This is a genomic window from Neobacillus sp. NPDC097160, from assembly GCF_044762155.1.
Taxonomy (GTDB): Bacteria; Bacillota; Bacilli; order Bacillales; family Cytobacillaceae; genus Neobacillus.
In genome coordinates, this window is record NZ_JBIWDU010000008.1 from 105,620 (window position 1) to 129,498 (window position 23,879).

Sequence of the window (23,879 nt, forward strand, 5' to 3'; positions counted from 1 at the left end):
AATTTATTCAAAAATGAAAATTTGCTTGCCTTCATGCCCATTCCGAATCGAAAGTATAGACATCTTAATTAAAATTCGACATGATGCGTCCAATCTCCTCTTTTTTAAAAAGAAAACTAGAGACGACTAATAAACTATTCGGCTCTAAGTGATTCGGCATGCTTTTCAAAAAGCCGCTTGAAAGGATACCCCGCAATGATGATAAAAATGGCATTTAAGATAAGGGTTGGGTAAAAACGCAGCTTAATAAAGCTCATAAAATCGAGGTTTGTGATATGGATTAAATGATCCATTTCGTAAACCCCCACTTCCAATAAGGCGATGCCCAAAAGAGATACGAGGAAGGCAATCACAATATTGGTCTGCATGATATGCATGATTTTTGAAACAAGATAACAAATAAATGGATAAAGAAAAAGGTAGATCCCAATAATTTCGATGTAGACAATATCAAACAATAGTCCCAAAATAGCCGCATAAATAATTCCGTGTTTCTTCCCTACAAAAATCGTTAGAAACAATAGGCCGGCAAAGAGAAAGTGAGGAGCAATAATGCGGTTTTGACCAAACATCTCCGCTGGTGAATATTGAACAAAAAGACTTTCAACAATAAATAAAAACAGAAATAAAAGAGGAAGAAGGAACTTTTTCACGATTCCTCCTCCTTCCCATCAGTCGTTTCGGCTGCATCAACCGGTATCATGTTTGTTTTCGTGATGATCACATTTTTAATATCATAAAAATCAGCCCCAGGTTTCACGAGTGCGGTCTGGTTTAATCCATACTGATCCTGTTTCACCTCGACAACTTTTCCAATCATTAACCCTTCCGGAAAGATCCCGCCTAACCCTGAGGTGATAACGGTTTGGTCTTTTTCAATTTTCGCCCCGGATGGAATGGCTTTCACCATAAGCAATTTCTTTTCTTTATCATAGCCTTCCACAAGTCCATACACTTTGGTTTCGCCTTGGACGATAGCAGAGATTCGGTTCTTCGGATCCATGGAACTCAACAGCTGCACAGTTGAACTAAATTGCGTCACATTTTTTACTTTTCCAATCAGGCCGCTTGCCGTGACAACAGCCATATTTTTTTTAACACCTTGTAATTTACCTTTGTCGATTATAATCATTTCATGCCAACGATCAGGGTTTCTGCCAATAACAGTAGCTGGAAGTGGTTCAAAATCTCTCAGGGTCTTTTTTTCATCGAGAACGTCACGCAATTCTTTATTTTCTTGTTTTAACCCTTGAACTTGTGCTTCAAGGCTGGCAAGATTTTCGATCCGTGATTTTAATTCCTTATTCTCATCATATGTATTTGTCAAGTCCTGAAGATTTTCAAAAAAGCCTGCAACATAGTTGGTAGGCTTTGAAACCAGGGATTGAACCCAGCCGGTCGTGTCTTTGACAAATTGCTCCGGCCAGGATAGTTTACTTCTCTCCCTTAAAGAAAACCCAATCAATGCCACGAGAACAATAATGCTGACAAGCAAAATAATCAGTCGTTTATTCAAAAAGAACTGTGGCATGATTATACACCTCTATTTTTCTAAAAAATGATTTCAAAAATTATCGAGAGTCTCTCGCCTTATTTTTAAATAAATGAATATGGTCTAAGGCCTTACCAGTTCCAATTGCCACGCAATCAAGCGGGTTTTCGGCAATCAAGACAGGCATTTTCGTTTCTTCGCTAATAACCCTGTCCAAATTGCGAAGAAGCGCGCCCCCACCGGTTAAGACAATCCCCCGGTCCATAATATCGGCAGCCAATTCCGGCGGCGTTTTTTCTAACGTATTCTTCACGGCTTCGACAATCGCAAAGACTGTGTCATTTAAGGCAGAGGCAATTTCTTTAGCAGTGATTTCAATCGTTTTTGGCAGACCTGTTAGTAAATCACGGCCGCGGATTTCCATATTGTCGACACCTTCAGGAATACCTGCAGAGCCGATTTCCACTTTAATCGTTTCCGCCGTACGCTCACCAATCATTAAATTATAATTTTTGCGGATATAAGAAATAAGCGAATCATCCATTTCATCACCGGCAACCCGAATCGAAATGCTTGTCACGATTCCCCCTAAGGAAATGATGGCAACTTCGGTCGTACCGCCGCCAATATCCACGACCATACTTCCGGTCGGCTCCCAAACGGGCAAGTTGGCGCCAATCGCTGCTGCAAATGGCTCTTCAATCGTATAGGCATCCTTTGCACCAGCTTGTCTTGTCGCGTCAATGACTGCTCTTTCCTCGACCGCTGTTATGCCTGAAGGTACGCAGACCATAACATATGGCTTTCCGGAGAAAAGATTGTTACTCTTCTGGGCTTGGCGAATGTGGTGCTTCATCATTGCTGCCGTTATTTCAAAATCAGCAATAACCCCATCTTTCATTGGCCGCATTGCTACAACGTTTCCCGGCGTCCGTCCAATCATATTTTTCGCATCATTCCCTACAGCTACGATGCTTTTTGTATCAGTTTGCATCGCCACTACCGATGGCTCCCGTAAAACAATTCCTTTTCCTTTTACATATACAAGGGTATTTGCTGTCCCCAAGTCAATCCCAAGATCTCTAGGTTTAATTCCAAACATAATGTTGTATCTCCCTTTCTGATACGAAATGCACAAATTCCTATAGGCAGGTAATCACCTTATTTATCATGTCTTTTTTCGTACTATTTATATAGTTAATTTAAAAACAGTCCTAAAAAATCATACCCAATATTATAGCGTAACGTCAAATATTATCCTAGTGTTATAAATAACCTTTTTCCTTTAAACTCACAAACTTGTTTTCACCGATGATCAAATGGTCAAGGAGGTCGATGCCGATAATTTTACCGCACTCTACCAAGCGCTTGGTCACCTCAATATCCTCGCGGCTTGGAGAGGGGTCTCCGGAAGGATGATTATGCAGCGCGATAACGGATGCCGCCGACCGTTTTAATGCCTCGCGGAACACCTCTCTCGGGTGCACGATCGAGGCATTTAGGCTGCCGATAAAAATAGTTTGTTTATGAATTACTTGATTCTTCGTGTTTAAATACAAACAAACAAAATGTTCTTGGGTCAAGAAGCGCATATCGTTCATGACGTACTTGGCTCCGTCTTCAGGGGAGCGGATTACATAGCGGTCAGAATAGTTAAGGTTGGCAATTCTTCTGCCGATTTCAACGGCAGCAAGAATTTGAATCGCCTTTGCAGAGCCAATCCCTTTGATTTCGGTTATTTCCTCTAAGGTGGCCGATTTTAACAGCCGTAACCCTTCGAAATGGGTAAGCAGTCGATTCGATAATTGCAACACCGATTCATCCTTTGTTCCGGTTCGAAGAAGGATGGCAATCAGTTCATGATTCGATAAGCTCTGAGGGCCATGTTGAATAAAGCGCTCCCTTGGCCGCTCGTCTTGCGGAAAATCACGGATCATTAATGTATTTGTGGACACATTTTTTCCTCCCTTTTGTCGAGGGAGTTAATGAACCTTTTAAAAATTTTTTATTACAACTGGTAGCCTGCCTTTTTTAATTCCCTTATGGTCCTGGCAACTGGCAGACCAACAACCGCAAAATAGTCTCCATTTATTTTTTTGACAAGCATACTTCCAAGCTGTTGAATGCCATATGCACCTGCTTTATCAAGCGGTTCACCAGTTTGCACATAGGCTTTAATTTCGTCGTCCGTTAACTCCCAAAACCAAACTTCTGTTTTTTCAAAAAACGTAGTTGAACTTTCCGGAGACAGAATTGACACACCTGTAAACACATCGTGCTGCTGACCTGACAAACTTTTTAACATACTTATTGCTTCTGCTTCATCAGCTGGCTTTCCTAAGATTCGACCATTCAGCGCGACAATCGTGTCCGAACCAATCACAAAGGCATCCTGATTTTTTTGAAAAACTGCCTGTGCTTTACGCTCGGCTAACTCCATCACTACATCCTCCGGGGTGAGCGCTGGATCAAAGCTTTCATCAACTTCACTGCTTGAAATCGCGAATGTTAAGTGGAGATTTTCTAGAAGTTCCTTTCGCCGTGGAGAAGAAGAGGCTAAAATGAGGTTCTGCATTCAATCACCTTACCTTTTTGCATTTGTATAGGGAGATACAATTCAATCCTATCAGAAATTGCACAAGCAAACAATTTTTATATGATTAAAATTTGAAGAAATATGTAAAATTATGCAAAGATAATCATTTTATGTCAAACTGAAAAACCTGTCCCAAAATGGACAGGCTTAATATTGTTCCTTATTTCCCAGAAAATATCGAGCTTTGTCGTTTACATAGTATAATAGTACGACAAAAAGTTTAATAAATGCTGCTGTGCATCGTTCAAACTCTTTGGATCTTTTGATTTTTGATAGGCTTTTACTTTTTCCTCGGCACTGGTTAATTCTGCTTTTAGATTTTTTACGTTCTCATTTTTAATACCGCTAACCTTTAATTGTTCTTCAATGCCTGCTAAGGCTTTTACAGACTCTTCCGGAATTTCTTTAGTTACTAGACCACTAGAAGTCGCTAAGGAAAGAGTTTGGTAAATGGTTGGCACAGCATCGAGAAAGTCCTTTTCTTTGGTAGTGATATCAGAAACTTTCTTTTCATCAACTAACAGCGGTTTGGCAAATGCACCCTCGACCCCTTTATCTTTATATTGTGTACTGAGTGATTTAGCTGTTTCGATCGAATCTGCTATACCTAGAAATATTAAGTGTTTGCCATCTATTTCTACTACTTGCGATGGAATTCCTTTAGCTGTAATCTGAGTTGAAACTTCCTTTGCGCCCTCTTTCGACGAATAAACGCCGCCTTGAATGACATATGCTGTTAATTGCTTCAAGTCTGCAGATGTCCCCTTACTGGCAGTGGATTTCTTATCAGTTCCTCCGTTATCGACAACAACTGGTGATTCAGTGACCGTCTTTTCAGGAGATCCTGTAATCACCAGTTTTAGCATAACTACACCTATCGTAGTACCAATCAAGATAGCGAAAATGGCGGAAATGGCGATCGCCCCTAATGGCCGGCCATTCTTCTTTATAGAATTGGTTGAAAAAGAAGCTATTTTAGGTAAGCTGCTTTTCTTAGACGGTTTGCTGCTGACAATTTTAAATTCCTCTATATCATTTTCGGAGGATTCAGGAATGATCCAGTCAAAGCTTTCATCGACAGATTCCTGAGCTGCGGCCGTCTCCAAAAAAACATCCGAATCTTTTCTTTTCGAATCTATTTTAATCACTCTTGTCACTGGCTCGATGTTCGCTTCCGGCTCAATTATTTTCGGTTCTTCCCGAACAGGCTGGGTCTCTCCATTTAACTTGATCGTAATTGTATTGCCTTTTTTAGGCTTGTCCACTAATCGTACTCCTCTCTCTACCGACGCGTATTTGGTTTCATCCTATCATAAAGGCAAAAAAAAATAACAAGACTTTTGTCGTCTTGTTATCGTAGACTTTCGCCAAATTATTTGTTTGTTCGTCATGTTGTTAACTATTGCTGTGTTTGTGCGGTTGCAGGGAACTGGCTTAATGGATTATCTTTACCAGCCGGTGCAGGTGCATCGATTTTCGGCAGTTCTGCCGCCAAGTCCGCTAAACTAGGCATATAAAAAGCAGAGATTGTCAGGCTGTAACTGAGTGGCTGGTCTTCTTGCTCCAAACTCGTTACCTCCTGCCCGCCTGAATAACTAATCGATTCTACCACCACAATCCGCTTTAATGATTCTAAGGTTTCAATAAACTTTTCGAAATCCTTATAGGTTGGTGATTCAACACTCAAGGAAACAGTCATCTTCTTAAGGGTAACAGGTTGAGGTTGAGCCTTTTCCCCGGCTGCTGCATCCTGATTTTGATTGGCAGTAGTTTGATTAGCCGCAGCTTGATTTTCAGCTGTTTGTTGTCCATTAGCATTTTCAGCATTTGTTTGGTCAGCAGCCGTATTGGCATCAGCATCTTTTGAAAAACCCATCGAACCAATCTTACTATTAGATAGCGTTTCTGCCTTTTCTAAGTCTAAAATTAACTGCTCCTGCAAAGGCTTTACCGGCAGTATCTTTTGTAATTCCCGGGTATCTTCAGCCGTTTTTTTGCTATCTTCAGCCTTTTTTTTACTAACAACATCTAATAGCTTTTGCTCGGTTGTTAAGGCTTGCTGCTTCAGCCCTAAATCTAATTTTAATGGCGAAAGCGAAAAGAATTGAGCATAAACGATGAGTAAAACTAGCAAAAGAGCGGCGACTCCAAGAATAAGTTTGTCTCTTTTTGAGAAACGAAGCTTCATGAACCAGCCACCCCTTTCTCATCCTTCTTGCTCTTTTTGATATTATCTTTGACGAACTCTTTATTTAGCATAATTTCAAATTGACCGGTGTAACGTGGAAGAATATTTGACTTCTTACTTGTTGCCGTCTTCGTGGTGGTTGCTGCAGTACCAGTATTATTTACCGTATTAGCATTTGCTGTTGGATTAACGGTATTGTTTTGAGTAGTTGCCGTTTCGGAAGGGGTATTTGTCTGGCTACCAGTATTTGCAGTTACTCCAGTTGTAACCTGACCAGGTTGAGTCTTGTAGGTTGTCATTTTTTGATTTGTTGCATTTGCTGCTGAACCAGTTGTAGTTGTTTGATTTGTTACATTTGCTGTCGACTCTGTTGTATTCGTTTGAGTTGCGGTTCCTGTTGTGTCAGCTGTTGGATCCACCGCTGTAGCCAGTGAACTTAAGCTTGCTTCTGCAATCCATTTTGACTCATTCAGATTATCTAAAAAGTAAGCAGCTTCTCTAGCACTATCAAATTGTACTGATAACGTAATCGTTCCTTCTTCTGTATAGCCAAAGCTCTGAATAAATCCGCGCTCCGGCAGTAACGAGGTAAGGTGACGCATGACTGGAATCGTTTGAATCGTGTATTCATCTGCCCACTCAATTGCACTCTTTAATTGATTTACTGAGTTGGTTGATGCCACAGTTTGGCTATTCTGCTCTTCTTTTTCAGCAATCTTTTTTGTCATCGCGATTTGTCTGTCTAAAGAAGCAACCTCACTCTTTGTAACAATGATTTGCCAAAGATAATAGGTACTGACAAGAATCATCACCATTAATATACTCGACATGGTAATAATAAAGCTAAGCTTCTTCGGTTCCTTCTGGGGAAGCAGGTTAATTTCAACTAACATTATTGCACCCCTTTTAACGCAAGACCTAAAGGAAGTAATTGACTAATAGGAGTTCTATCAATTTTACCTTTCGTTTCTATCTCAAGTGAAATCACATCGACAGGAATTTCAAATCGCTCTTGCATTTCATCAAAGATGGCCGTCAGCATTGGATGATCACCGTTTAGAAGGAATTTAGAGATATCCTGGTTTTCATTATGAAGTGTGTATCGATAAAAATCGATTAACTTATTGATTTCTCTAATAATATCTTCAAACTGAATCACAAGCTCATCTGTAGCGCCTGTATATTTGTAAACAATGGATCCTGATAAATCTGTTTTAATCTCCCAGAGGTCCACGTTAAATGGCAAGGCATATTGGCGCATAACGAGCGGAACATTTTCTTCAAAAATACACAAATTTACACTCGTCATGTCAAACTGGACCGAAAATAAGACTTCATTAGCACTTGCATGGTCAAGCTGGGAATACAGCCGGTACAAGGCAAGCGGTGAAATATCGGCTGCAACCGGGTTAAGCTTTAGCTTTGAGAGGAGGTCAGCATATTCCAAAACATTTTGTTCCGGTGCCGCAAATAAGAGCAGTTCCCTTGTTTTCCCATTATTACTTATTGGATAAAAGTCAAATACCGGCTCTTCAAATGGTAAATGGATACTCGACCCTAGCTCTAAGTAAAGGTATCCATGCATCTCGTCATCCTGAATTTCAGCAGGAACGGAAACCTTCCGGATAATGACAAGCTGGTCCGGCACGATGAAGCGAACCTGACGTCTCTGAATCTTCCATTCATCGACACACTGTTCCAAAATATTTGCCAGCAAATCGAAATCGGTAATTTTTCCATCGCTAATAATTCCAGGCGGAAGAAAGCGCTCATACCACCGCTGTGCAGACGGTGGACTCACCTGTTTTAATTCAAGCAGGCGAATGGAATGGTCATTCAACACCAAGTTAATTATGCGGTTTTTAGGTGTAAAGAGGGAAAAAGCCATATTAAAAACCCCTTAGTTAAAATCCTTGATTAAGGAAAAGTATATAAAAATCAATAATTTCCGATCCCCAATAATACGCGGCCAATGTGCCAGCAGCAATAAACGGTCCAAATGGAACAGGCTGCCGCCTTTTGACAATTTTTAAAAGCAAAGCCAAGACGCCAATAACAGCTCCAAATAATGTAGATAGAAAGAAGGACAAAAGTACTAGTTTTACACCTAATACTAAACCGAGTACTGCGTACAGTTTTACATCGCCTCCGCCCATCCCGCCTTTACTGACAAAAGCGACAATTAAGAGAAGCGTGAATCCTATAACAGCTCCTAAAAGGCTGTCCCACCAAGGGTTAAGCGGCCAAATCATTCGTTCCAATAAAAAAATCCCTGCAAACCAAATCAGAATTTTATCAGGGATGATCATATAGTGAATATCAGAAACCACGATAATCATAAACATTGAGATTAGCGTAAGTGCCACCACTAATTCCCAAGACCACCCAACAACTAACGGTGCTGTCATAAACAATAAGCCAGTAAGCAATTCAAAAATTGGATAGATAGGAGAAATCCGCGACTGGCAGCCGTGGCATTTTCCCCGTTGAATTACATATGAAAATACTGGTATTAGTTCGTATGCTTTTAATTGATGCCCGCAGGTTGGACAAGCTGAACGTGGGACGATGATTGATTTTTTTAATGGAACTCTGAAGCTTACTACATTAAAAAAAGAACCTAATATAATTCCATAAAAAAACAAAATTGTTACCATTACTTAGGATTTACAGATCCACGAACTAGTCCAGTAGGAGGTAAAGGATTTTTAGTTGAATCTTGTACTCCTCTAGTAGCATTAACTAGTTTAACAGCAGTTACTTTTCCCTTTTCAATCTTAACAAATGAAACCGCGTCTGTTTCGGTTAGGTTAGTTAATACGCCCGTACTTGTGCCTATTTTGTATCCTTCGTTATCTGGATCCTCGACTGTCTCTAAATACTTTTTGTCCTGCAAATATTTCAAATCTAGGAAAGCTATAGGATATTCTTGTAAATTTGCATCAGAAGCAATTGCCATTTTTGCTGAATTAACCATTTGCTGAGCATTTGCAACGTGTGCATCTTTCTTAGTATTATCGATTAAGCCTAAAATTGACGGTACTGCAATCGCGGCAATAATTCCTAAAATAACAATTACTGCAAGTAATTCAATTAATGTTAATCCTTTTTGGTCTTTTAACTTCATTTTTAACTTTTGAAGCATTTTTTCAACTCCCTTTATGGTTCTATGAACCTAGTAATATTGTCTCTTGTATTATACAGTAACCGAGAGATGGGTGAAAAGAGAATTTATTGGTATATTGTCTTTTTCACTCATTCTTTCAGGCTTCTTGTCTTTTTATTGATTCATCTGTTGGAATTGGTCGAACATGCTAAACATCGGCACCATGATAGATGTGACAATTGTACCAACTAGACCTGCCAAAACAACAATCATGATTGGTTCTATTAACGATTTTAATCGATCTGTCCCTGTTTCTACTTCTTTTTCATAGAATTCGGCAATTTTCGAGAGCATAGCATCTAATGCACCTGTCTCTTCCCCAATTGCAATCATCTGAGTGACTAGTGGTGGAAAGGCCCAATGCTTCTTCATCGGTTCAGTCATCGAGCGGCCTTTTTCTAGTGAATCACGTGATTCTCGAATTATCTTAGCTAAAACCTCATTTTCAACAACTTTTTCAACAATTGACATGGATTGTAGAATCGGAACAGAACTTGAAAATAAAGAACTAAGTGTTCTCATCATTCTTGCAAGTGCAGCTTTTTGCAAAAGATTGCCGAATATTGGCATTTTCAGAAGAAAATAGTCTAAATAATATTTTGTCTGATTATTTTTATTAAGATAAGTAATGATAAATACAATTGCAAATAAAGCAAGTACAATAAGCCACCAAAAGGACTGCATGAAGCCACTTGTTGCAAGAACAAACTTAGTGATTGCCGGCAACTCCCCGCCCATATCATCAAACATTGTTACAAATGTTGGAACAACAGTAACAAGCAAAAAGATGACAACTGCAATGGCAATAAAGCCAACTACTACCGGATAGGAGAGAGCAGAAATAATTTTCTGCCTTGTAAAGCGCTGTTTTTCAAAATGCTCCGCCAACCGTTCAAGCGTCTCATCCAAATTACCGCTGACTTCTCCCGCTTTTACTAAGTTAATAAACATTTGATTAAATATTTTTTTATGCTTAGCAACAGCTTCTGATAGAGGATTACCTTCACGTAATTCCTCCTCCACATCGAGTAATGCCTTTTTTAAGGCTTTACTTTCAGTTTGATCAGCTAAAATAGATGTTGCATCAACGACTGTTACCCCTGCCTTGATTAACGTAGAAAATTGTCTTAAATAGATGACAAAGTCCTGTAATTTTACCGGATTTCCAAGCGTAATATCTTTAGTCAGTAAAGTTTCAGGAACCTCAGTCATTTCGATGACACGAATCCCATCTTCCTTTAGCTTCATCATGGCTTCACGCTTAGAACCTGCATTTACGGTGCCCTGCCGTTTTCCTTTTCGGTCTCGCCCAGCATATTTAAATCTAGCCATTCATTAACATCTTTTCATGTAAATATTGCGATGCCGCTTCTCTTTGAATCGCATTTCGATCAATTAAATCTTTGATACTCATTTCTAACGTATGCATCCCCTGGGCCCGGGACGTTTGCATCGTGCTCTGGATTTGGTGGATCTTTTCATTTCTAATTAGGTTTGCAATGGCCGCGTTATTAACCAGTATTTCCGTGGCCGCTTTTCGACCTTTTTTATTAGCGGTAGGAAATAACCGCTGCGAAATAACGCCAACTAATACTGATGCCAATTGAATACGGATTTGCGGCTGCTGTCCCGATGGGAAAACATCGATGATCCGATTAATCGTTGTCGGTGCACTTGATGTATGAAGCGTCCCTAACACTAGGTGCCCTGTTTCCGCAGCGGTTATCGCAATGGCCATCGTTTCTAAATCACGCATTTCCCCAACAAGAATAACATCAGGATCCTGCCTGAGTGCCGCTTTTAAACCACTTGCGTAGGTACCGGTGTCAAAGCCGACTTCTCGCTGATCAATAATTGAATTTCCATGACGATGAAGATATTCAATCGGATCTTCTAACGTAATAATATGCTTCCTCATTGTCTTGTTCATGTAATCAATCATTGATGCCAGTGTCGTTGATTTCCCACTACCAGTTGGACCGGTGACAAGAATTAGACCGTAGGGTTTCTCCACCAGTTTTGTAACAATGTCAGGCAATTGGAGGTCTTCTATCGATGGTACCTTAGATGAGACTACCCTAAGAGCAATCGATACACTTTTCCGCTGATGATAGGCATTTACACGGAAACGGGAACTCCCTGGGACACCATAGGAGAAATCAAGCTCCCCTTTCTCAATAAATGAATCCCACATATGCTCCGGAATAATCGCTTTAGCCATGCTTTCCGTATCATCTGGCAATAATTTATCTGTTCCGTACCTTCTTAAATCACCATTTATTCGCATAACCGGAGGGACACCAACAGTTAAATGAATATCAGATGCCTTATATTCAACTGCTGCCCGTAAGAATGCATCAATTTTTTCTTTCATGGTATTGTTCTCCTACTCCAGAATTGCTACTTTTAAAACCTCTTCAGTGGTTGTTAACCCTTGTTTTATTTTGATTAAACCATCATCTAGTAAAAAGATTGTTTTATTTTTCGTCGCCATTTCCTTTAGCTTTTGGAAGGATTCGCCGTTCATCATCGCTCGGCTCATTTCTTCATTTATGACAAGCACTTCATGAAGGGCAATTCTGCCTTTATAACCTGTCATGTTGCAGGAAGGGCAGCCTTTTCCCCGAGATATTTTTTCAACTTTCATCCCGCGCCTAGCAAAAATCTCTACTTCCCGTTTTGATGGTTCTTGTAGTTCAGCACAATCACGACACACTTTCCGCACAAGGCGCTGAGCAACAATACCACTTAAGGAGGAGGCAAGTAAAAACGGCTCTACTCCCATATCAATCAGCCTTGTGACAGTTCCAATTGAATCATTCGTATGAAGGGTGCTTAACACCAAGTGGCCTGTTAAGGAAGCACGGATGGCTACTTCAGCTGTTTCCTTATCACGAATTTCTCCGACCATAATGATGTTTGGATCTTGGCGAAGAATCGATCTTAAACCAGCAGCAAAGGTCATCCCGACATTCGTGTTCACTTGGATTTGGTTAATTCCCTCCAATTGATACTCCACAGGATCCTCAATAGTAATAATATTAACTGCTTCACTGTTTAGTCTATTGAGTGCTGCATATAAGGTCGATGATTTACCAGAGCCCGTTGGTCCTGTAATCAGAACAATTCCTGTCGGCTTTTCAATCATTTCGTTAAATCTCTTCATATTAAGAGCATTAAATCCTAATTTATTTAAATCATTTAACGTTGAAGCCATGTCAAGGAGACGCATAACAATCTTCTCACCGTAAACGGTTGGAAGAGTGGATACACGAAGATCGACAGGATGAAAATCAAGATTTATCTTAATCCGCCCATCCTGCGGAATTCTGTGTTCAGTAATATCAAGATTGGACATAATTTTGATTCTAGCCGTTAGTACACTTTGCATATTCTTAGGAAGAACTTTTTCGTTTCGTAACACTCCATCAATCCGGTATCTGACAATCACCCTTGTCTCCTGAGGATCGATATGGATATCACTTGCCCGTTGAATAACCGCATTTGTCAAAATCTGATTCACCAGCCGAACAATCGGTGAGTTCTGATCTGTGACATCGTCATTTTTTTCCTTGGCATTCTGCGGCAAATCACCTAGCAATTCATCGAGTCCATCATCGGAATCATAATGTTTATTGATAGAGCGAAGAATATCGTCCTTTGTCGCAATCGCTGCCTCAATATGAAACCCTGTTGATAAACGTAAATCATCGATGACGATAAAGTCCATTGGATTTGCCATTGCTACGAAAAGCTTATTTCCTTCCCTTTTTAACGGAATAATTAAATTCCTTCTCGCTAACTCTTTCGGTATAAGGGAAAAAAGACTCGTATCAAATGGGTAATGAAAAAGGCTGACGTGTGGAATACCAAGTTGAAATTCCAGCACTTCGACTAACTGTTGTTCTGTTATATACCCCCTTTGAATGAGGGTTTCCCCTAGTTTTTGACTCGGAGCTTTTTCGTTTATTGCCGTTTCTAGCTGACCAGATGTAATTAATCCTTCTTCAATTAACAAATCACCTAGTCGCTTTCGTAATTGCCTCATTTAACATCCCTGCTTTTATTTTGGTTGTTCATTTGGCTTTCCCCATAAGTCGCTGTCATTTGAATTCTGCTGTCCGGTTCCAGTCTGTGACGGTGTTTGGGTGCTATTTGAATCGGAATTAGTGGTCGTTTGGTTATTATTTGTTGTCCCTGGCTGGGGTCCTTCTATTCCAGTGGTTTGGTTCGTATCTTGCTGACTTTTTTCTAGTCCGTGGACTTCCACTTGGAAAACTGGCGGATAATAGTCCTCCGAGATCAATTCCATTTTTAGCAACTGACTGCCTTGATAGACTTCCCGGTATATCCTGAGCATTTGCCCGTCCAAACCTTTTGTTTGAATCTTTGTTTTTCCTGGAAGAAGCAGGGGACTATATTGAATAATCGTCTTAGGCTTTAACTGCTGTTCATCCTTTGAGGTAATTTTATACTCGTAGATAAACTGTTCACCTTTCAACGTAACCTTTAACTGGTTGTTTTCCAACTTTAATTCTAGAAGATACTTTGCTTTATTTGGATTCGATATGACTAAATCAGCCATTTTACTTTGATTAACCTTTGCTTCATATCCCAACTTAGCATAACCTGGAAGTGTGCTGCCAATGTTTCGCTCCGCAATTGCGAAATTAGAAGGTAAGATAGCCTGATAAATTCCTGTTGCGATTATATTCAATGCATCGGCATTGGCTATCTTTTGTTCCCTCGCAAACTCCAGCAGTGAAAACGTTGATTCTTCCGGAAACTGAATTGTCGGTTTTTTTTCAATTAAAGTTCGTAAATCAACTGGAACATTTTTCATTTCAACAACCGCTACATTAAGCACTGCATCCTTTGTATGTTCTGCTAAAAAATAATCATTATAAAAATTAAAGGTATAAGTACCGACCTTAAAATGTGACGCTGTTTCATTTAAACTTTTCAGGAGTTTATCTAAGTCAAGGTCACTGTTGTTTATTTGTGGAAAGAGAATTTTGACTTGTTCTCCAACCTGTAATTTGTCAACAGTAATAAACGCAGGATTATTTTCTCCGTCCTTAATGGAGCTCACTGTTCGTTGTGAATCTAAATGGAATTGGTTTAACTCAAATGGAGCCGTTTTTTCCCCATATTGCAGTTCCATGGTTGTATCTTTAAGCCAGTGAAGATATTTTTCCTCTAACAAACTTTTTGCATCTTCTTCACCCATTCCGGAAACATCTAACGCCCCGATTGTGGTACCGTCAGAGTATTTCCCATTCGGATTTGTCATTTTTTCAAATGCCTTAGCACCATAATGGGAGAAACTAAAAATAAATGCAGTACCGATGAACAATACAACAAATAATTTTATCATTTGCTGATTTTTACCCAAACTCCATGCCTCCCCAGGTACCTTTTACTTTTGTAAACTTACCTTTTCCTTAACGTCCATTTTATCTAAGACTTCTTTATTTTCTGAAGCTACTTCATTTTGGGCAAGCAGGAAATCGAAAAGGGAGTCATCAAATGTAGCCTCTGTATCCCTATTTTGTTCTTGAACTTTCACATCTATGGCGATTGGTGATAAATCTTGGATATCTTCCTGCAAATCCCCTTGCTCTTGCTCCTTCTCTTTACTCCGAGTTTCTTGATAGAAAGAATCAGACACCACTATTTCCTCATCTATTTCCATTACATTCATTGATGTACTGGGATGATCAAATTTTTCTTCCAATACTTCCTCATAAATAGGGTTTTCTTTGATGATTAAGTTGCCCATACGGTTGTTCATAAAATATGACGTAAAAAAGATAAGTCCGAACAGAATGATGGCTGTTTGCCACATCGGAAAGGTAGAGGCTGCAGCAAGTCCACCAAGTGATAAAATAAAACTAACAAATACAATAAAAAACTTCCCTTTTAAGGTGTATCCTAAAGGTAAAAAAGATATGATTAACATAAGTCCAGCCATAGAACTTATGGCCCATACAATCGTTTGCATTCTTTCACTCCCCTTTTCATACCTTTCTTACTATTAAACTACAATTTCTTTCAAAGAATTAACTTTTTGGGCGATTTCTTATAATATTAGACAAAATTTGCCTACTAAATATTGTATAATACTATTAAGTATTTTAAAAGAAGGCGGAGAATTTTTATGAAGGAAAATTTCAAAAGCCAACAAGGACTTACGTTAATAGAAGTCCTTGTCTCCATAGTATTATTGGCGATAATTTCGACTTCTTTTATGGGCTTTTTTACCCAGTCAGCATTATTTACCAAGAAAAACGAACAAAAACTGGATACAATGCAAACAGCTCAAAAAATAATAAACATGATAGAAGTCGATTTAACTAAACAAGATTTACTAGATAATTCCTTCATTGATGCAAGTGGGAATGTCCTTAATAAACCCAAAACATTATCGGCTGCAAATATTAACCAATTATTGGATGATACAATTGCTACAAATTATAACTTTAGTGCCATTATCACAAATAATAGTTCAGAAAATCTGATTATGTTTAAGATAATAGTAGAGGATCCTAAAAATAAGGGGAGCAAATCTGAAACTTACACTTATATTCGCAGGTGAAATATGAAAAATCAAAATGGGATCACATTAATAGAACTTTTAGCTGCTGTTTCAATACTTCTTATCATTTCAAGTGTTGTTTATGGCATATTAATAAGTTCAAATAAAAACTACAAGAATATTTCTGAAAAAGTTAATTTAAACCAAGAAGCCAATCTTTTATTAGCTACGATACGAAACTATCATCAAAAGGAAGCTCTCCACACTTTTGATGCGAATGGTAAAGAGATTTATAAATTAAAGTATGACTCTACTACGAAAAAAGCCTATATTGGTGTTTCCAGCCCTACTACCGAATTACAAAAAGAAGGTCTTAATATTATTTTAAAAATTGACGGCAGTGAGTTTTCGGGTGAAAAAACCATTTATACCGCGGATCCACTTTACATTTACATTAAACTTTATAATCAACAAGGACAGTCTTATGAAATAGAAACAGTCATTAAACAATATTAAGGGGGAATCATTTTGAAAAATGAAAAAGGCTATACTCTGATTCTCGTTTTAATTATTATATCAGTAACCATGATTGCAGTACTTACATTAAGTAGTGCTGCATTAACAACTAGAGCACAATTGAACAAAACCGATACTCGAAATAAAATGATAGATATTGCAGAAATGGGGATTACTTATTATCAACCTGTCGTTACGAGATATATTACAAGTGCCAAAGCAAGCGCAAGAGACAAACTGGCAAAATCAACCGCTAAAACTTTTGATGAATATTTTTACGGCGATCTACTAGCAGTATTACAAACGAGTGTTCTTCCAGTTGAAGTCGATACAGCCACTAACAAATTTGAAATTACCTTTAAAACAATTGATAAATCTGTTGCCAATAAGATGATCATTAACTTTGAAAGCAAAGGTATGTCAGGATCACAATCAGCAACAATTAACGGTTTTTTTACAATTGATAAAATTTCAGGAGTTAGTAACGCTGGTCAACAAAACCCAGCAAAAACTGCCTATGCTATTAATGAGAGTAGGTCATTATATTTAAACCCACCCTCAAAATTAACACCTTATAATGCTTCAACTTATTTTAGCAGCTTTATTCAAATTCAAGGAAACCATACCTTGAAGATTGATGGGAATGCCTATTTTACAGATTTGAAATTGGCCGGTTCGGCAAAACTTAACATTACAGGAGATGCAATTTTTGGAAAAGATATTTTTATCCAAGACAATGGTGTTCGAATTTGCATTACGGGTAAAACATATAAAATAGATGCCAATAATAAATTAGTTGATTATCCGATTGCAAAGAATACTTGTTCAAAACCTTCTACTAGTGATTGGTTTTTTGATGCCAATAAAGGTATAAAAGTAAAATACTAAAAAAACTGCCAGTTCAAATGGAACCGGCAGCTTTTTTATATTGAGAGTCTAGCAAATTAACACGACGAATACTCCGCAACCCGATTCCTTCCAGCCCGCTTCGCCCCGACATACAACGCCCTGTCTGCATGACGAATCAATGCTAATGAATCCTCGGCATCCTCAGGTGCTGTTGCAATCCCAATCGAGGCTGTAATCATTACTTTTTGCTGCGGTTTGTCTAAATCCATGGTTTGTTGAAGGGTAAATGGCCAATTAGAAATCATTTTTCTTATTTGTTCAGCCATTTGATAGGTCTCTTCTTTCGATAGATCCGGTAAAAGCACGACAAATTCCTCGCCGCCGTATCGCGCTACAGTTCCCCGGCCGCCGACCAGCTTACTTAACCTGCTGGCGAGTTCGCGGAGAATTTCATTTCCACTTTGGTGGCCATAGGTATCATTAATTTGTTTAAAGTGGTCGATATCCAGGATGACTAGGGAAAGCATTTGTCGCTCGAACCTATTTAGTTTTTCGAACTCCTCGGTCAGCATCGTTTCAAAGTAGCGGTAATTATAAAGGTTTGTTAAGGCGCAGTGTTCACTTTGCCTTTTGGTTTGTTCATAATTGTTAGCGTTTTCTATTGCTACCGCAAAATGTGAACAAAGAATGTCGATAATCATCAGCTGGGATTTTTCATAGGCACGTTTTCGCTTGGAAGCAAGCAATAACACACCGATTAGCTTTTTACTTCTCATAATCGGCACGCCTATCATACTTTCGACATCATTTGGAATGTTGTCCGCTGCATACTGCTGCCATTCTTTCCTTGATGTAAATAAGAAGGACTTTTGTTTCGCCCAAACCATTCCGCTAATCCCTTCGTTTTTTTTCAATGAAAGGATTTCGTTTGGCATCACCGCTCCTGCCTCCATCCGGCGAATCAATTGGAGCTCATCGCCGTCAGCCTCCAGTATATAGGCATAATCAACGGGAAGCATTTCACTAAGTTTCTGGATAAACAGGTCAAGGACATCATTTACATACAGACGCTCGGCCATTTGATGGCCAATTTCCGCCGCTTTTTTCAAATTCTCATTAATTTTTTGACTAGAATAATAGAGATTAAAGACAATCGATAGGCTGACAAATGGAATTCCCACAAATAAGAGTGCTAATATCCCTACCTGATGATAAAGGATGTATAAAACAAAACCGATGGGGAATGTGATGATCGTTGTAATCGTTTCGACGAAAAAATCCTTCCCAAAATAGGATTCTTTAATTTTATAAATAAAATAAAGATTACAAGAAATAATGATTTGATTTAATAAATAGTTTACGACAACATATAGGGCCGCGAGCCATAATGAACGGGTATCATGGGTTAAACTAGGGCCTGGCTGCCCGCCAAGATAGTAATAGAACATTCCGCTGATAAACGAAACGAGAAAGAACATATTTAAATTAAGCGGCAGCCGAAATAATTCTCCCTTACGCAGTATTCTTAGCTTGAGAAGTAAGACAACAACAGCTATTTGGGCAAAAACGATTTCGACAAATAAACCAAAGCGTAAAAAGGTAGCAAGCGCTACCCATTGGATCAAAAAAATAAACATGTTATTAATAACAATCGGCATGGTGGCTACGATTGAGGTTAATAGCAAAAAGGCCAAAATATCGATCCAATGCCCAGAGATATCAGGGGGATAAGTGTTATAGGTAAACCACAAACCTGCTGGAACCATTAGCAGCCATACAAGAAATATTGCTTGTTTCATTTGCGGTTTTACATCCATCTTAATCCCCCTCACAGACAAGACTCATATGGCGTTCTACGCCACCATTTACCATGGAAATAAAATTCAAACACTTTTAATTCAAGATAATATTATTTTACCATTTATAATAAAACTTGTCATAAGGAAATGGTTATATTTTTCAGAAATTTACATATCTTTGGTTTGGCCTCTGAAATAAAGTAGAGAGAACCTGTCACTACCAATATGTCATTCGCTTCCAGCATTTTCATTTCTTCTAAGAGATAGGACTGCCAATTGTCGACTGCTAGTTTGTTCTGCGATTGGCTTATGTTGAGCAATTGTTCCGCTTTGGCGGCACGAGGAAAATCAAAGCTGACAAATGAAATCTGGTTGGCAATATGATCAAGCTTGCCGATCATTTCGTCAAGCTTTTTATCGGTTAATGCCGCAAATACAATATGAATATTTCGGTCAGCGAACCTGGTTGATAGTTCATGTGTTAACGCGGTTATTCCTTCCTCATTATGTGCACCATCAATGATAACGAGAGGGTTTTCTGAGAGTACTTCAAATCTTCCGGGCCAATACGCCCGCATTAATCCGACTCGAATTGCTTGCTCAGTTACCGTGAATAAGCCTTTTTCCTTTAAATATTGGGCAGCTAAGACGGCAAGTGACGCGTTTTCAGTTTGATGCTGGCCGATCATGTTAATCTCTAGCTGTTTTATTGGTTGGAGCTGAGTTTCTAATGTGAATTTTTCGCCTCTTGCTAGTGATTCATATCCGCTAATTGCATATTCCCGATTTAATCTGTAAATTGGCGCTGACTTCTCATCAGCCTGCTCTTCGATAACCGTTAGCGCCCCTGGATGTTTAACCGCTGTAAATATTGGTGTCTTCTCTTTAATAATTCCAGCCTTTTCAAAAGCAATTTCCTCATACGTGTTGCCAAGGATATTGGTGTGATCGAGACCGATGTTGGTAATGATCGAGGCGAGTGGTTGAATAATATTGGTGGAATCAAATCGCCCCCCAAGACCTACTTCAAAAATAACGATGTCAACTTTAGTTACATTGGCAAAATAATAGAACGCCATTGCGGTAATGACTTCAAATTCAGTTGGGCCGCCAAGCTCGGTTTCCTCCAAGTCATCAGCCAATGGACGAATAACGTTCGCCAACAGTAAAATTTCTTCGTCGCTGATTGGTTTTCCATTAATACTAATCCGCTCGTTAAATTGTTCAATATATGGTGAGGTAAACGTACCAACCGTATATCCCCCAGCTTCCAGAATTGAGCGTAAAAAGGTAACTGTTGAACCTTTGCCATTTGTCCCGCCAACATGGACAGCCTTCATCTTATTTTCAGGATTGTCGAGCTTGTCCATCATCCATTCCATTCGTTTCAAACCAGGCTTTATTCCAAGTCTTAGCCGCGCATGAATCCAGTCCAGGGCTTCTTTATATGTAGTAAACATTATGTGTAACACCCCCATTTATTTTATATAATTCGCTGATATAAGTGGAAAATTCGCTGATAAAATTGAAAATCCGCTGATATAGTGCTCGGATTCGCTGATAAACTACTGAAAACCGCTGATATATTGTTTTTACATGTAAATTTGGGTCGTTCAAACACCATTTTGATTGGTTCTTCATCAGATGAGACGAATCCATTTCTGGATTCGCCGATATAACTGGAAAATTCGCCGATAAAATCGAAAATTCGCCGATAAATTGCTCAGATTCGCCGATAAACTCCAAAAATTCGCCGATATATTGTTTCCCCGCGTAAAATCGGACCGCTCACAACGGGCTCTTGTTCGTTTTTCAAAAGATTTTCATAGAACGAGACGAATCCATTGCTGAATCCGCCTCACAATACTCAATTATCCTCTTAACTCTTTAATCCGTGCCTCGACAATGTTTCTCTTTTCGAGATAATCTTGCTCTTTGGCACGTTCCTCTGCAACCACACTTTCAGGTGCTTTTTTCATAAAGCCTTCATTGCTTAATTTCTTTTGAACTCGATCAACTTCTTTATTTAATTTTTCGTATTCTTTTTCAAGACGGGCAATTTCTTCATCGATGTTGATCAAGCCTTCAAGCGGCAGGATGATTTCTAACCCTGTAATAACGGCGGTCATTGCTTTTTCAGGTACTTCGATGTCAATACCCATTTGCAATTCTTCCGGATTACAGAAACGTTCAATATAGCTGCGGTTATTTTCAATCGCTTTTAGAACGGCACCATCCTTCGCTTTAACCAGCATTTTAATTTTCTTGCTCATTGGCGTGTTTACTTCGGCACGGATATTCCGTACAGAGCGTATCATTTCCATCAGAAGCTTCATTTCCTGGGCGGCTTGCTCATCAGAAAGTTCAGGTTTTACTGTCGGCCATGCTGCTGCCGTAATCGATTCGCCATTGTGAGGAAGGTTTTGCCAAATTTCCTCGGTAATGAACGGCATGAACGGATGCAGCAAACGCATTGTGTTGTCTAATACATAGGCAAGAATCGAACGGGTTGTTTTCTTAGCCGCTTCGTCTTCACCGTATAACGGCAGCTTCGCCATTTCGATATACCAATCACAGAAGTCATCCCAGATAAAGTTGTATAACGCACGGCCTACTTCACCGAATTCATAGCGTTCGGAAAGTCTTGTCACATGTTCAATGGTTTCATTTAGTTGAGTTAAAATCCACTTGTCAGCAACCGATTTTTCACCGCTAAAATCAATTTCTTCGTATGTCATGCCATCCATATTCATTAAGGCAAAACGGGAGGCGTTCCAAATTTTATTAGCGAAGTTCCAGGTTGATTCTACTTTTTCAAAACTGAAGCGTAAGTCCTGGCCTGGAGAGCTTCCGGTTGACAAGAAGTAACGTAATGCATCGGCACCGTATTTTTCAATGACATCCATTGGGTCCACACCGTTACCAAGTGACTTACTCATCTTGCGTCCTTGCTCGTCACGAACGAGTCCGTGAATAAGTACATCTTTAAATGGACGTTCGCCGGTAAATTCGATGCTTTGGAAAATCATCCGTGATACCCAGAAGAAGATGATGTCATAGCCGGTCACAAGGGCACCTGTTGGGAAATAGCGTTTGTAATCTGCAGCTTCTTGGTTTGGCCAGCCCATAGTCGAAAAAGGCCATAATGCTGAGCTGAACCATGTATCCAATACATCATTATCCTGGTTCCAGTTCTCTTCATCCGCAGGTGCTTCAAGACCAACATATACTTCACCTGTTTCCTCGTGGTACCAAGCCGGAATTCGATGGCCCCACCAAAGCTGTCTCGAAATACACCAGTCACGAATATTTTCCATCCAGCGCAAGTACGTTTTTTCAAAACGATCAGGTACAAAGTTTACTTTATTCTCTTTGTTTTGCAGGGCAATCGCTTCGTCAGCGAGCGGCTGCATTTTTACAAACCATTGGGTTGAAAGGTATGGTTCAACAACCGCACCGCTTCGTTCGGAGTGTCCAACGGAATGCAGATGATCTTCAATTTTGAAAAGAACCCCTAATTCTTGAAGATCTTTGACAATTTGCTTACGGCATTCAAAGCGGTCTAAGCCTTGGTATTTACCTGCTTTTGCATTCATTGAACCATCTTCATTCATCACAAGAACGCGCTCAAGATTGTGGCGATTACCCACTTCGAAGTCATTCGGGTCGTGTGCTGGGGTAATTTTAACCGCCCCTGAACCGAAATCCATATCGACATAATCATCACCGACGATTGGAATTTCGCGGCCTACGATTGGCAGGATAACGGTTTTTCCAATTAAATGTTTGTAACGATCATCTTCCGGATGAACTGCAACGGCCGTATCCCCAAGCATCGTTTCCGGACGTGTTGTCGCAATCTCAATGTGACCGGATCCGTCTGCTAATGGATATCTCATATGATAAAAAGCACCTTGAACATCCTTGTAAATTACCTCGATGTCAGATAACGCAGTTTTTGTGGAAGGATCCCAGTTAATAATATATTCGCCGCGGTAAATGAGGCCTTTTTTATAAAGGGTAACAAATACTTCTTTGACAGCGTCTGATAAGCCTTCATCAAGGGTAAAACGTTCACGGCTGTAGTCAAGACCTAGACCTAATTTTGCCCACTGCTGACGAATGTGTGAAGCATATTCTTCCTTCCACTTCCATGTCTCCTCAACGAACTTTTCACGTCCTAAATCGTAACGGCTTTTGCCTTCGTTCCGAAGCTTTTCTTCAACCTTCGCTTGTGTCGCAATTCCAGCATGATCCATACCAGGAAGCCAGAGAACGTCATAGCCCTGCATTCTCTTCATACGGGTAATGATATCTTGCAAGGTTGTGTCCCATGCATGGCCTAAATGAAGTTTCCCGGTAACATTTGGCGGTGGGATTACGATGGTATATGGCTGCTTGCCTTCATCATCTTTTGCCTCGAAAAATTTACCCTCTAACCACCATTCATAACGACCTTTTTCAATCGATTGCGGGTCGTATTTAGTTGGCATTGTTAATTCCTTTGTTTCCATTTAAATTCCTCCTTCGTTAAACGTAAAAAAACCCCATTCGTCATAAAAGGACGAATGGAGTTTGCTTCGCGGTACCACCTTTTTTCCAATCAAAAAACATGATTGGCTCTTAAATCAGATAACGGATTTCATCCGTCTTCAACTACTGGGGCTCTTGGCCTTTTCGCAGAAGAAGCTCATGGGCGACGTTCTGATGTTCCTCATAGGAAACCTTTCAGCTA

The 23,879-nt window shown here is 39.5% G+C and carries 22 protein-coding genes and 1 other annotated feature (1 of these 23 cut by a window edge); of the genes, 3 read left to right on the forward strand and 19 right to left on the reverse strand.

The window, feature by feature from the left end:
• Positions 1-134: 134 nt before the first annotated feature.
• From mreD to ACIQXV_RS13215, 16 genes are all read right to left on the reverse strand, one after another.
• Entirely contained in the window at positions 135-653 is a 519-nt protein-coding gene (mreD, locus tag ACIQXV_RS13140) for a rod shape-determining protein MreD (protein WP_402959475.1), read from the reverse strand.
• Positions 650-1,531 carry a rod shape-determining protein MreC gene (gene mreC / locus ACIQXV_RS13145; protein WP_402959477.1) on the reverse strand — a complete coding sequence of 294 codons (882 nt, stop codon included), beginning with the start codon at positions 1,529-1,531 and terminating at the stop codon, positions 650-652. The genes mreD and mreC overlap by 4 nt, the downstream gene beginning before the upstream one ends.
• A 40-nt stretch (positions 1,532-1,571) precedes the next feature.
• A complete protein-coding gene (locus tag ACIQXV_RS13150; RefSeq protein ID WP_402959479.1) occupies positions 1,572-2,594 on the reverse strand; it encodes a rod shape-determining protein in 1,023 nt (340 codons plus the stop codon).
• 163 nt (positions 2,595-2,757) lie between these two features.
• On the reverse strand, positions 2,758-3,447 hold the full coding sequence (gene radC, locus ACIQXV_RS13155; protein ID WP_402959481.1) for a RadC family protein: 690 nt from the start codon (positions 3,445-3,447) through the stop codon (positions 2,758-2,760).
• Positions 3,448-3,500: 53 nt separating this feature from the next.
• The gene (locus ACIQXV_RS13160) at positions 3,501-4,067 is read right to left on the reverse strand and encodes a Maf family protein (protein WP_402959483.1); all 567 of its coding nucleotides are present in this window, start codon (positions 4,065-4,067) and stop codon (positions 3,501-3,503) included.
• Between the two features lie 212 nt (positions 4,068-4,279).
• Positions 4,280-5,353, reverse strand: a complete 1,074-nt coding sequence (locus ACIQXV_RS13165) for an SPOR domain-containing protein (protein ID WP_402959485.1) — start codon at positions 5,351-5,353, stop codon at positions 4,280-4,282.
• Positions 5,354-5,487: 134 nt separating this feature from the next.
• The gene (locus ACIQXV_RS13170) at positions 5,488-6,276 is read right to left on the reverse strand and encodes a pilus assembly protein PilO (protein WP_402959487.1); all 789 of its coding nucleotides are present in this window, start codon (positions 6,274-6,276) and stop codon (positions 5,488-5,490) included.
• A complete protein-coding gene (locus tag ACIQXV_RS13175) occupies positions 6,273-7,169 on the reverse strand; it encodes a PilN domain-containing protein (protein ID WP_402959489.1) in 897 nt (298 codons plus the stop codon). The genes ACIQXV_RS13170 and ACIQXV_RS13175 overlap by 4 nt, the downstream gene beginning before the upstream one ends.
• A complete protein-coding gene (pilM, locus tag ACIQXV_RS13180) occupies positions 7,169-8,164 on the reverse strand; it encodes a type IV pilus biogenesis protein PilM (protein WP_402959491.1) in 996 nt (331 codons plus the stop codon). The genes ACIQXV_RS13175 and pilM overlap by 1 nt, the downstream gene beginning before the upstream one ends.
• A gap of 16 nt (positions 8,165-8,180) precedes the next feature.
• Positions 8,181-8,933: a prepilin peptidase gene (locus tag ACIQXV_RS13185; RefSeq protein WP_402959492.1), complete on the reverse strand. Its 753-nt coding sequence runs from the start codon at positions 8,931-8,933 to the stop codon at positions 8,181-8,183.
• Complete coding sequence (locus ACIQXV_RS13190; RefSeq protein WP_402959494.1) at positions 8,933-9,421, reverse strand: type II secretion system protein; 489 nt, start codon at positions 9,419-9,421, stop codon at positions 8,933-8,935. The genes ACIQXV_RS13185 and ACIQXV_RS13190 overlap by 1 nt, the downstream gene beginning before the upstream one ends.
• A gap of 135 nt (positions 9,422-9,556) precedes the next feature.
• The gene (locus ACIQXV_RS13195; protein ID WP_402959496.1) at positions 9,557-10,774 is read right to left on the reverse strand and encodes a type II secretion system F family protein; all 1,218 of its coding nucleotides are present in this window, start codon (positions 10,772-10,774) and stop codon (positions 9,557-9,559) included.
• Positions 10,767-11,816, reverse strand: coding sequence for a type IV pilus twitching motility protein PilT (locus ACIQXV_RS13200; protein ID WP_402959498.1), 1,050 nt, complete (start codon positions 11,814-11,816; stop codon positions 10,767-10,769). The genes ACIQXV_RS13195 and ACIQXV_RS13200 overlap by 8 nt, the downstream gene beginning before the upstream one ends.
• Positions 11,817-11,828: 12 nt before the next feature.
• Positions 11,829-13,490: a GspE/PulE family protein gene (locus ACIQXV_RS13205; RefSeq protein WP_402959500.1), complete on the reverse strand. Its 1,662-nt coding sequence runs from the start codon at positions 13,488-13,490 to the stop codon at positions 11,829-11,831.
• A gap of 15 nt (positions 13,491-13,505) precedes the next feature.
• Complete coding sequence (locus tag ACIQXV_RS13210; RefSeq protein WP_402959502.1) at positions 13,506-14,837, reverse strand: VanW family protein; 1,332 nt, start codon at positions 14,835-14,837, stop codon at positions 13,506-13,508.
• Between the two features lie 24 nt (positions 14,838-14,861).
• Positions 14,862-15,446, reverse strand: coding sequence for a hypothetical protein (locus tag ACIQXV_RS13215; RefSeq protein ID WP_402959504.1), 585 nt, complete (start codon positions 15,444-15,446; stop codon positions 14,862-14,864).
• 156 nt (positions 15,447-15,602) lie between these two features.
• Here ACIQXV_RS13215 and ACIQXV_RS13220 point away from each other — a divergent pair, with 156 nt between their 5' ends.
• Genes ACIQXV_RS13220 through ACIQXV_RS13230 form a run of 3 tightly spaced genes read left to right on the forward strand, consistent with a single transcriptional unit; the run spans position 15,603 to position 17,384 of the window.
• Complete coding sequence (locus ACIQXV_RS13220; RefSeq protein WP_402959506.1) at positions 15,603-16,040, forward strand: PulJ/GspJ family protein; 438 nt, start codon at positions 15,603-15,605, stop codon at positions 16,038-16,040.
• 3 nt (positions 16,041-16,043) lie between these two features.
• Entirely contained in the window at positions 16,044-16,496 is a 453-nt protein-coding gene (locus ACIQXV_RS13225; protein ID WP_402959508.1) for a PilW family protein, read from the forward strand.
• A 12-nt stretch (positions 16,497-16,508) separates the two neighbouring features.
• Positions 16,509-17,384: a hypothetical protein gene (locus ACIQXV_RS13230; protein ID WP_402959510.1), complete on the forward strand. Its 876-nt coding sequence runs from the start codon at positions 16,509-16,511 to the stop codon at positions 17,382-17,384.
• A gap of 56 nt (positions 17,385-17,440) precedes the next feature.
• Here the strand turns inward: ACIQXV_RS13230 and ACIQXV_RS13235 are convergent, their stop codons facing one another.
• The 3 genes from ACIQXV_RS13235 to ACIQXV_RS13245 all read right to left on the reverse strand — a co-directional run bounded on the left by ACIQXV_RS13235 (position 17,441) and on the right by ACIQXV_RS13245 (position 23,658).
• Positions 17,441-19,162 carry a sensor domain-containing diguanylate cyclase gene (locus ACIQXV_RS13235; protein ID WP_402959512.1) on the reverse strand — a complete coding sequence of 574 codons (1,722 nt, stop codon included), beginning with the start codon at positions 19,160-19,162 and terminating at the stop codon, positions 17,441-17,443.
• A 119-nt stretch (positions 19,163-19,281) separates the two neighbouring features.
• Positions 19,282-20,604, reverse strand: a complete 1,323-nt coding sequence (locus ACIQXV_RS13240; RefSeq protein ID WP_402959514.1) for a bifunctional folylpolyglutamate synthase/dihydrofolate synthase — start codon at positions 20,602-20,604, stop codon at positions 19,282-19,284.
• A gap of 411 nt (positions 20,605-21,015) precedes the next feature.
• On the reverse strand, positions 21,016-23,658 hold the full coding sequence (locus ACIQXV_RS13245) for a valine--tRNA ligase (RefSeq protein WP_402959516.1): 2,643 nt from the start codon (positions 23,656-23,658) through the stop codon (positions 21,016-21,018).
• Positions 23,659-23,701: 43 nt separating this feature from the next.
• Positions 23,702-23,879: a binding site (T-box leader), on the reverse strand (it continues 58 nt past the right edge of the window).

Excerpts from the sequence above, each read along its gene's own strand:
- ACIQXV_RS13220 (WP_402959506.1), top strand. The coding sequence starts at position 15,603 with ATGAAGGAAAATTTCAAAAGCCAACAAGGACTTACGTTAATAGAAGTC.
- ACIQXV_RS13200 (WP_402959498.1), bottom strand. The coding sequence starts at position 11,816 with ATGAAAGAAAAAATTGATGCATTCTTACGGGCAGCAGTTGAATATAAG.
- ACIQXV_RS13215 (WP_402959504.1), bottom strand. The coding sequence starts at position 15,446 with ATGCAAACGATTGTATGGGCCATAAGTTCTATGGCTGGACTTATGTTA.
- ACIQXV_RS13225 (WP_402959508.1), top strand. The coding sequence starts at position 16,044 with ATGAAAAATCAAAATGGGATCACATTAATAGAACTTTTAGCTGCTGTT.
- ACIQXV_RS13190 (WP_402959494.1), bottom strand. The coding sequence starts at position 9,421 with ATGCTTCAAAAGTTAAAAATGAAGTTAAAAGACCAAAAAGGATTAACA.
- ACIQXV_RS13185 (WP_402959492.1), bottom strand. The coding sequence starts at position 8,933 with ATGGTAACAATTTTGTTTTTTTATGGAATTATATTAGGTTCTTTTTTT.
- pilM (WP_402959491.1), bottom strand. The coding sequence starts at position 8,164 with ATGGCTTTTTCCCTCTTTACACCTAAAAACCGCATAATTAACTTGGTG.
- ACIQXV_RS13175 (WP_402959489.1), bottom strand. The coding sequence starts at position 7,169 with ATGTTAGTTGAAATTAACCTGCTTCCCCAGAAGGAACCGAAGAAGCTT.
- mreC (WP_402959477.1), bottom strand. The coding sequence starts at position 1,531 with ATGCCACAGTTCTTTTTGAATAAACGACTGATTATTTTGCTTGTCAGC.
- ACIQXV_RS13195 (WP_402959496.1), bottom strand. The coding sequence starts at position 10,774 with ATGGCTAGATTTAAATATGCTGGGCGAGACCGAAAAGGAAAACGGCAG.
- ACIQXV_RS13160 (WP_402959483.1), bottom strand. The coding sequence starts at position 4,067 with ATGCAGAACCTCATTTTAGCCTCTTCTTCTCCACGGCGAAAGGAACTT.
- ACIQXV_RS13245 (WP_402959516.1), bottom strand. The coding sequence starts at position 23,658 with ATGGAAACAAAGGAATTAACAATGCCAACTAAATACGACCCGCAATCG.
- ACIQXV_RS13205 (WP_402959500.1), bottom strand. The coding sequence starts at position 13,490 with ATGAGGCAATTACGAAAGCGACTAGGTGATTTGTTAATTGAAGAAGGA.
- ACIQXV_RS13170 (WP_402959487.1), bottom strand. The coding sequence starts at position 6,276 with ATGAAGCTTCGTTTCTCAAAAAGAGACAAACTTATTCTTGGAGTCGCC.
- ACIQXV_RS13235 (WP_402959512.1), bottom strand. The coding sequence starts at position 19,162 with ATGGATGTAAAACCGCAAATGAAACAAGCAATATTTCTTGTATGGCTG.
- ACIQXV_RS13150 (WP_402959479.1), bottom strand. The coding sequence starts at position 2,594 with ATGTTTGGAATTAAACCTAGAGATCTTGGGATTGACTTGGGGACAGCA.
- ACIQXV_RS13240 (WP_402959514.1), bottom strand. The coding sequence starts at position 20,604 with ATGTTTACTACATATAAAGAAGCCCTGGACTGGATTCATGCGCGGCTA.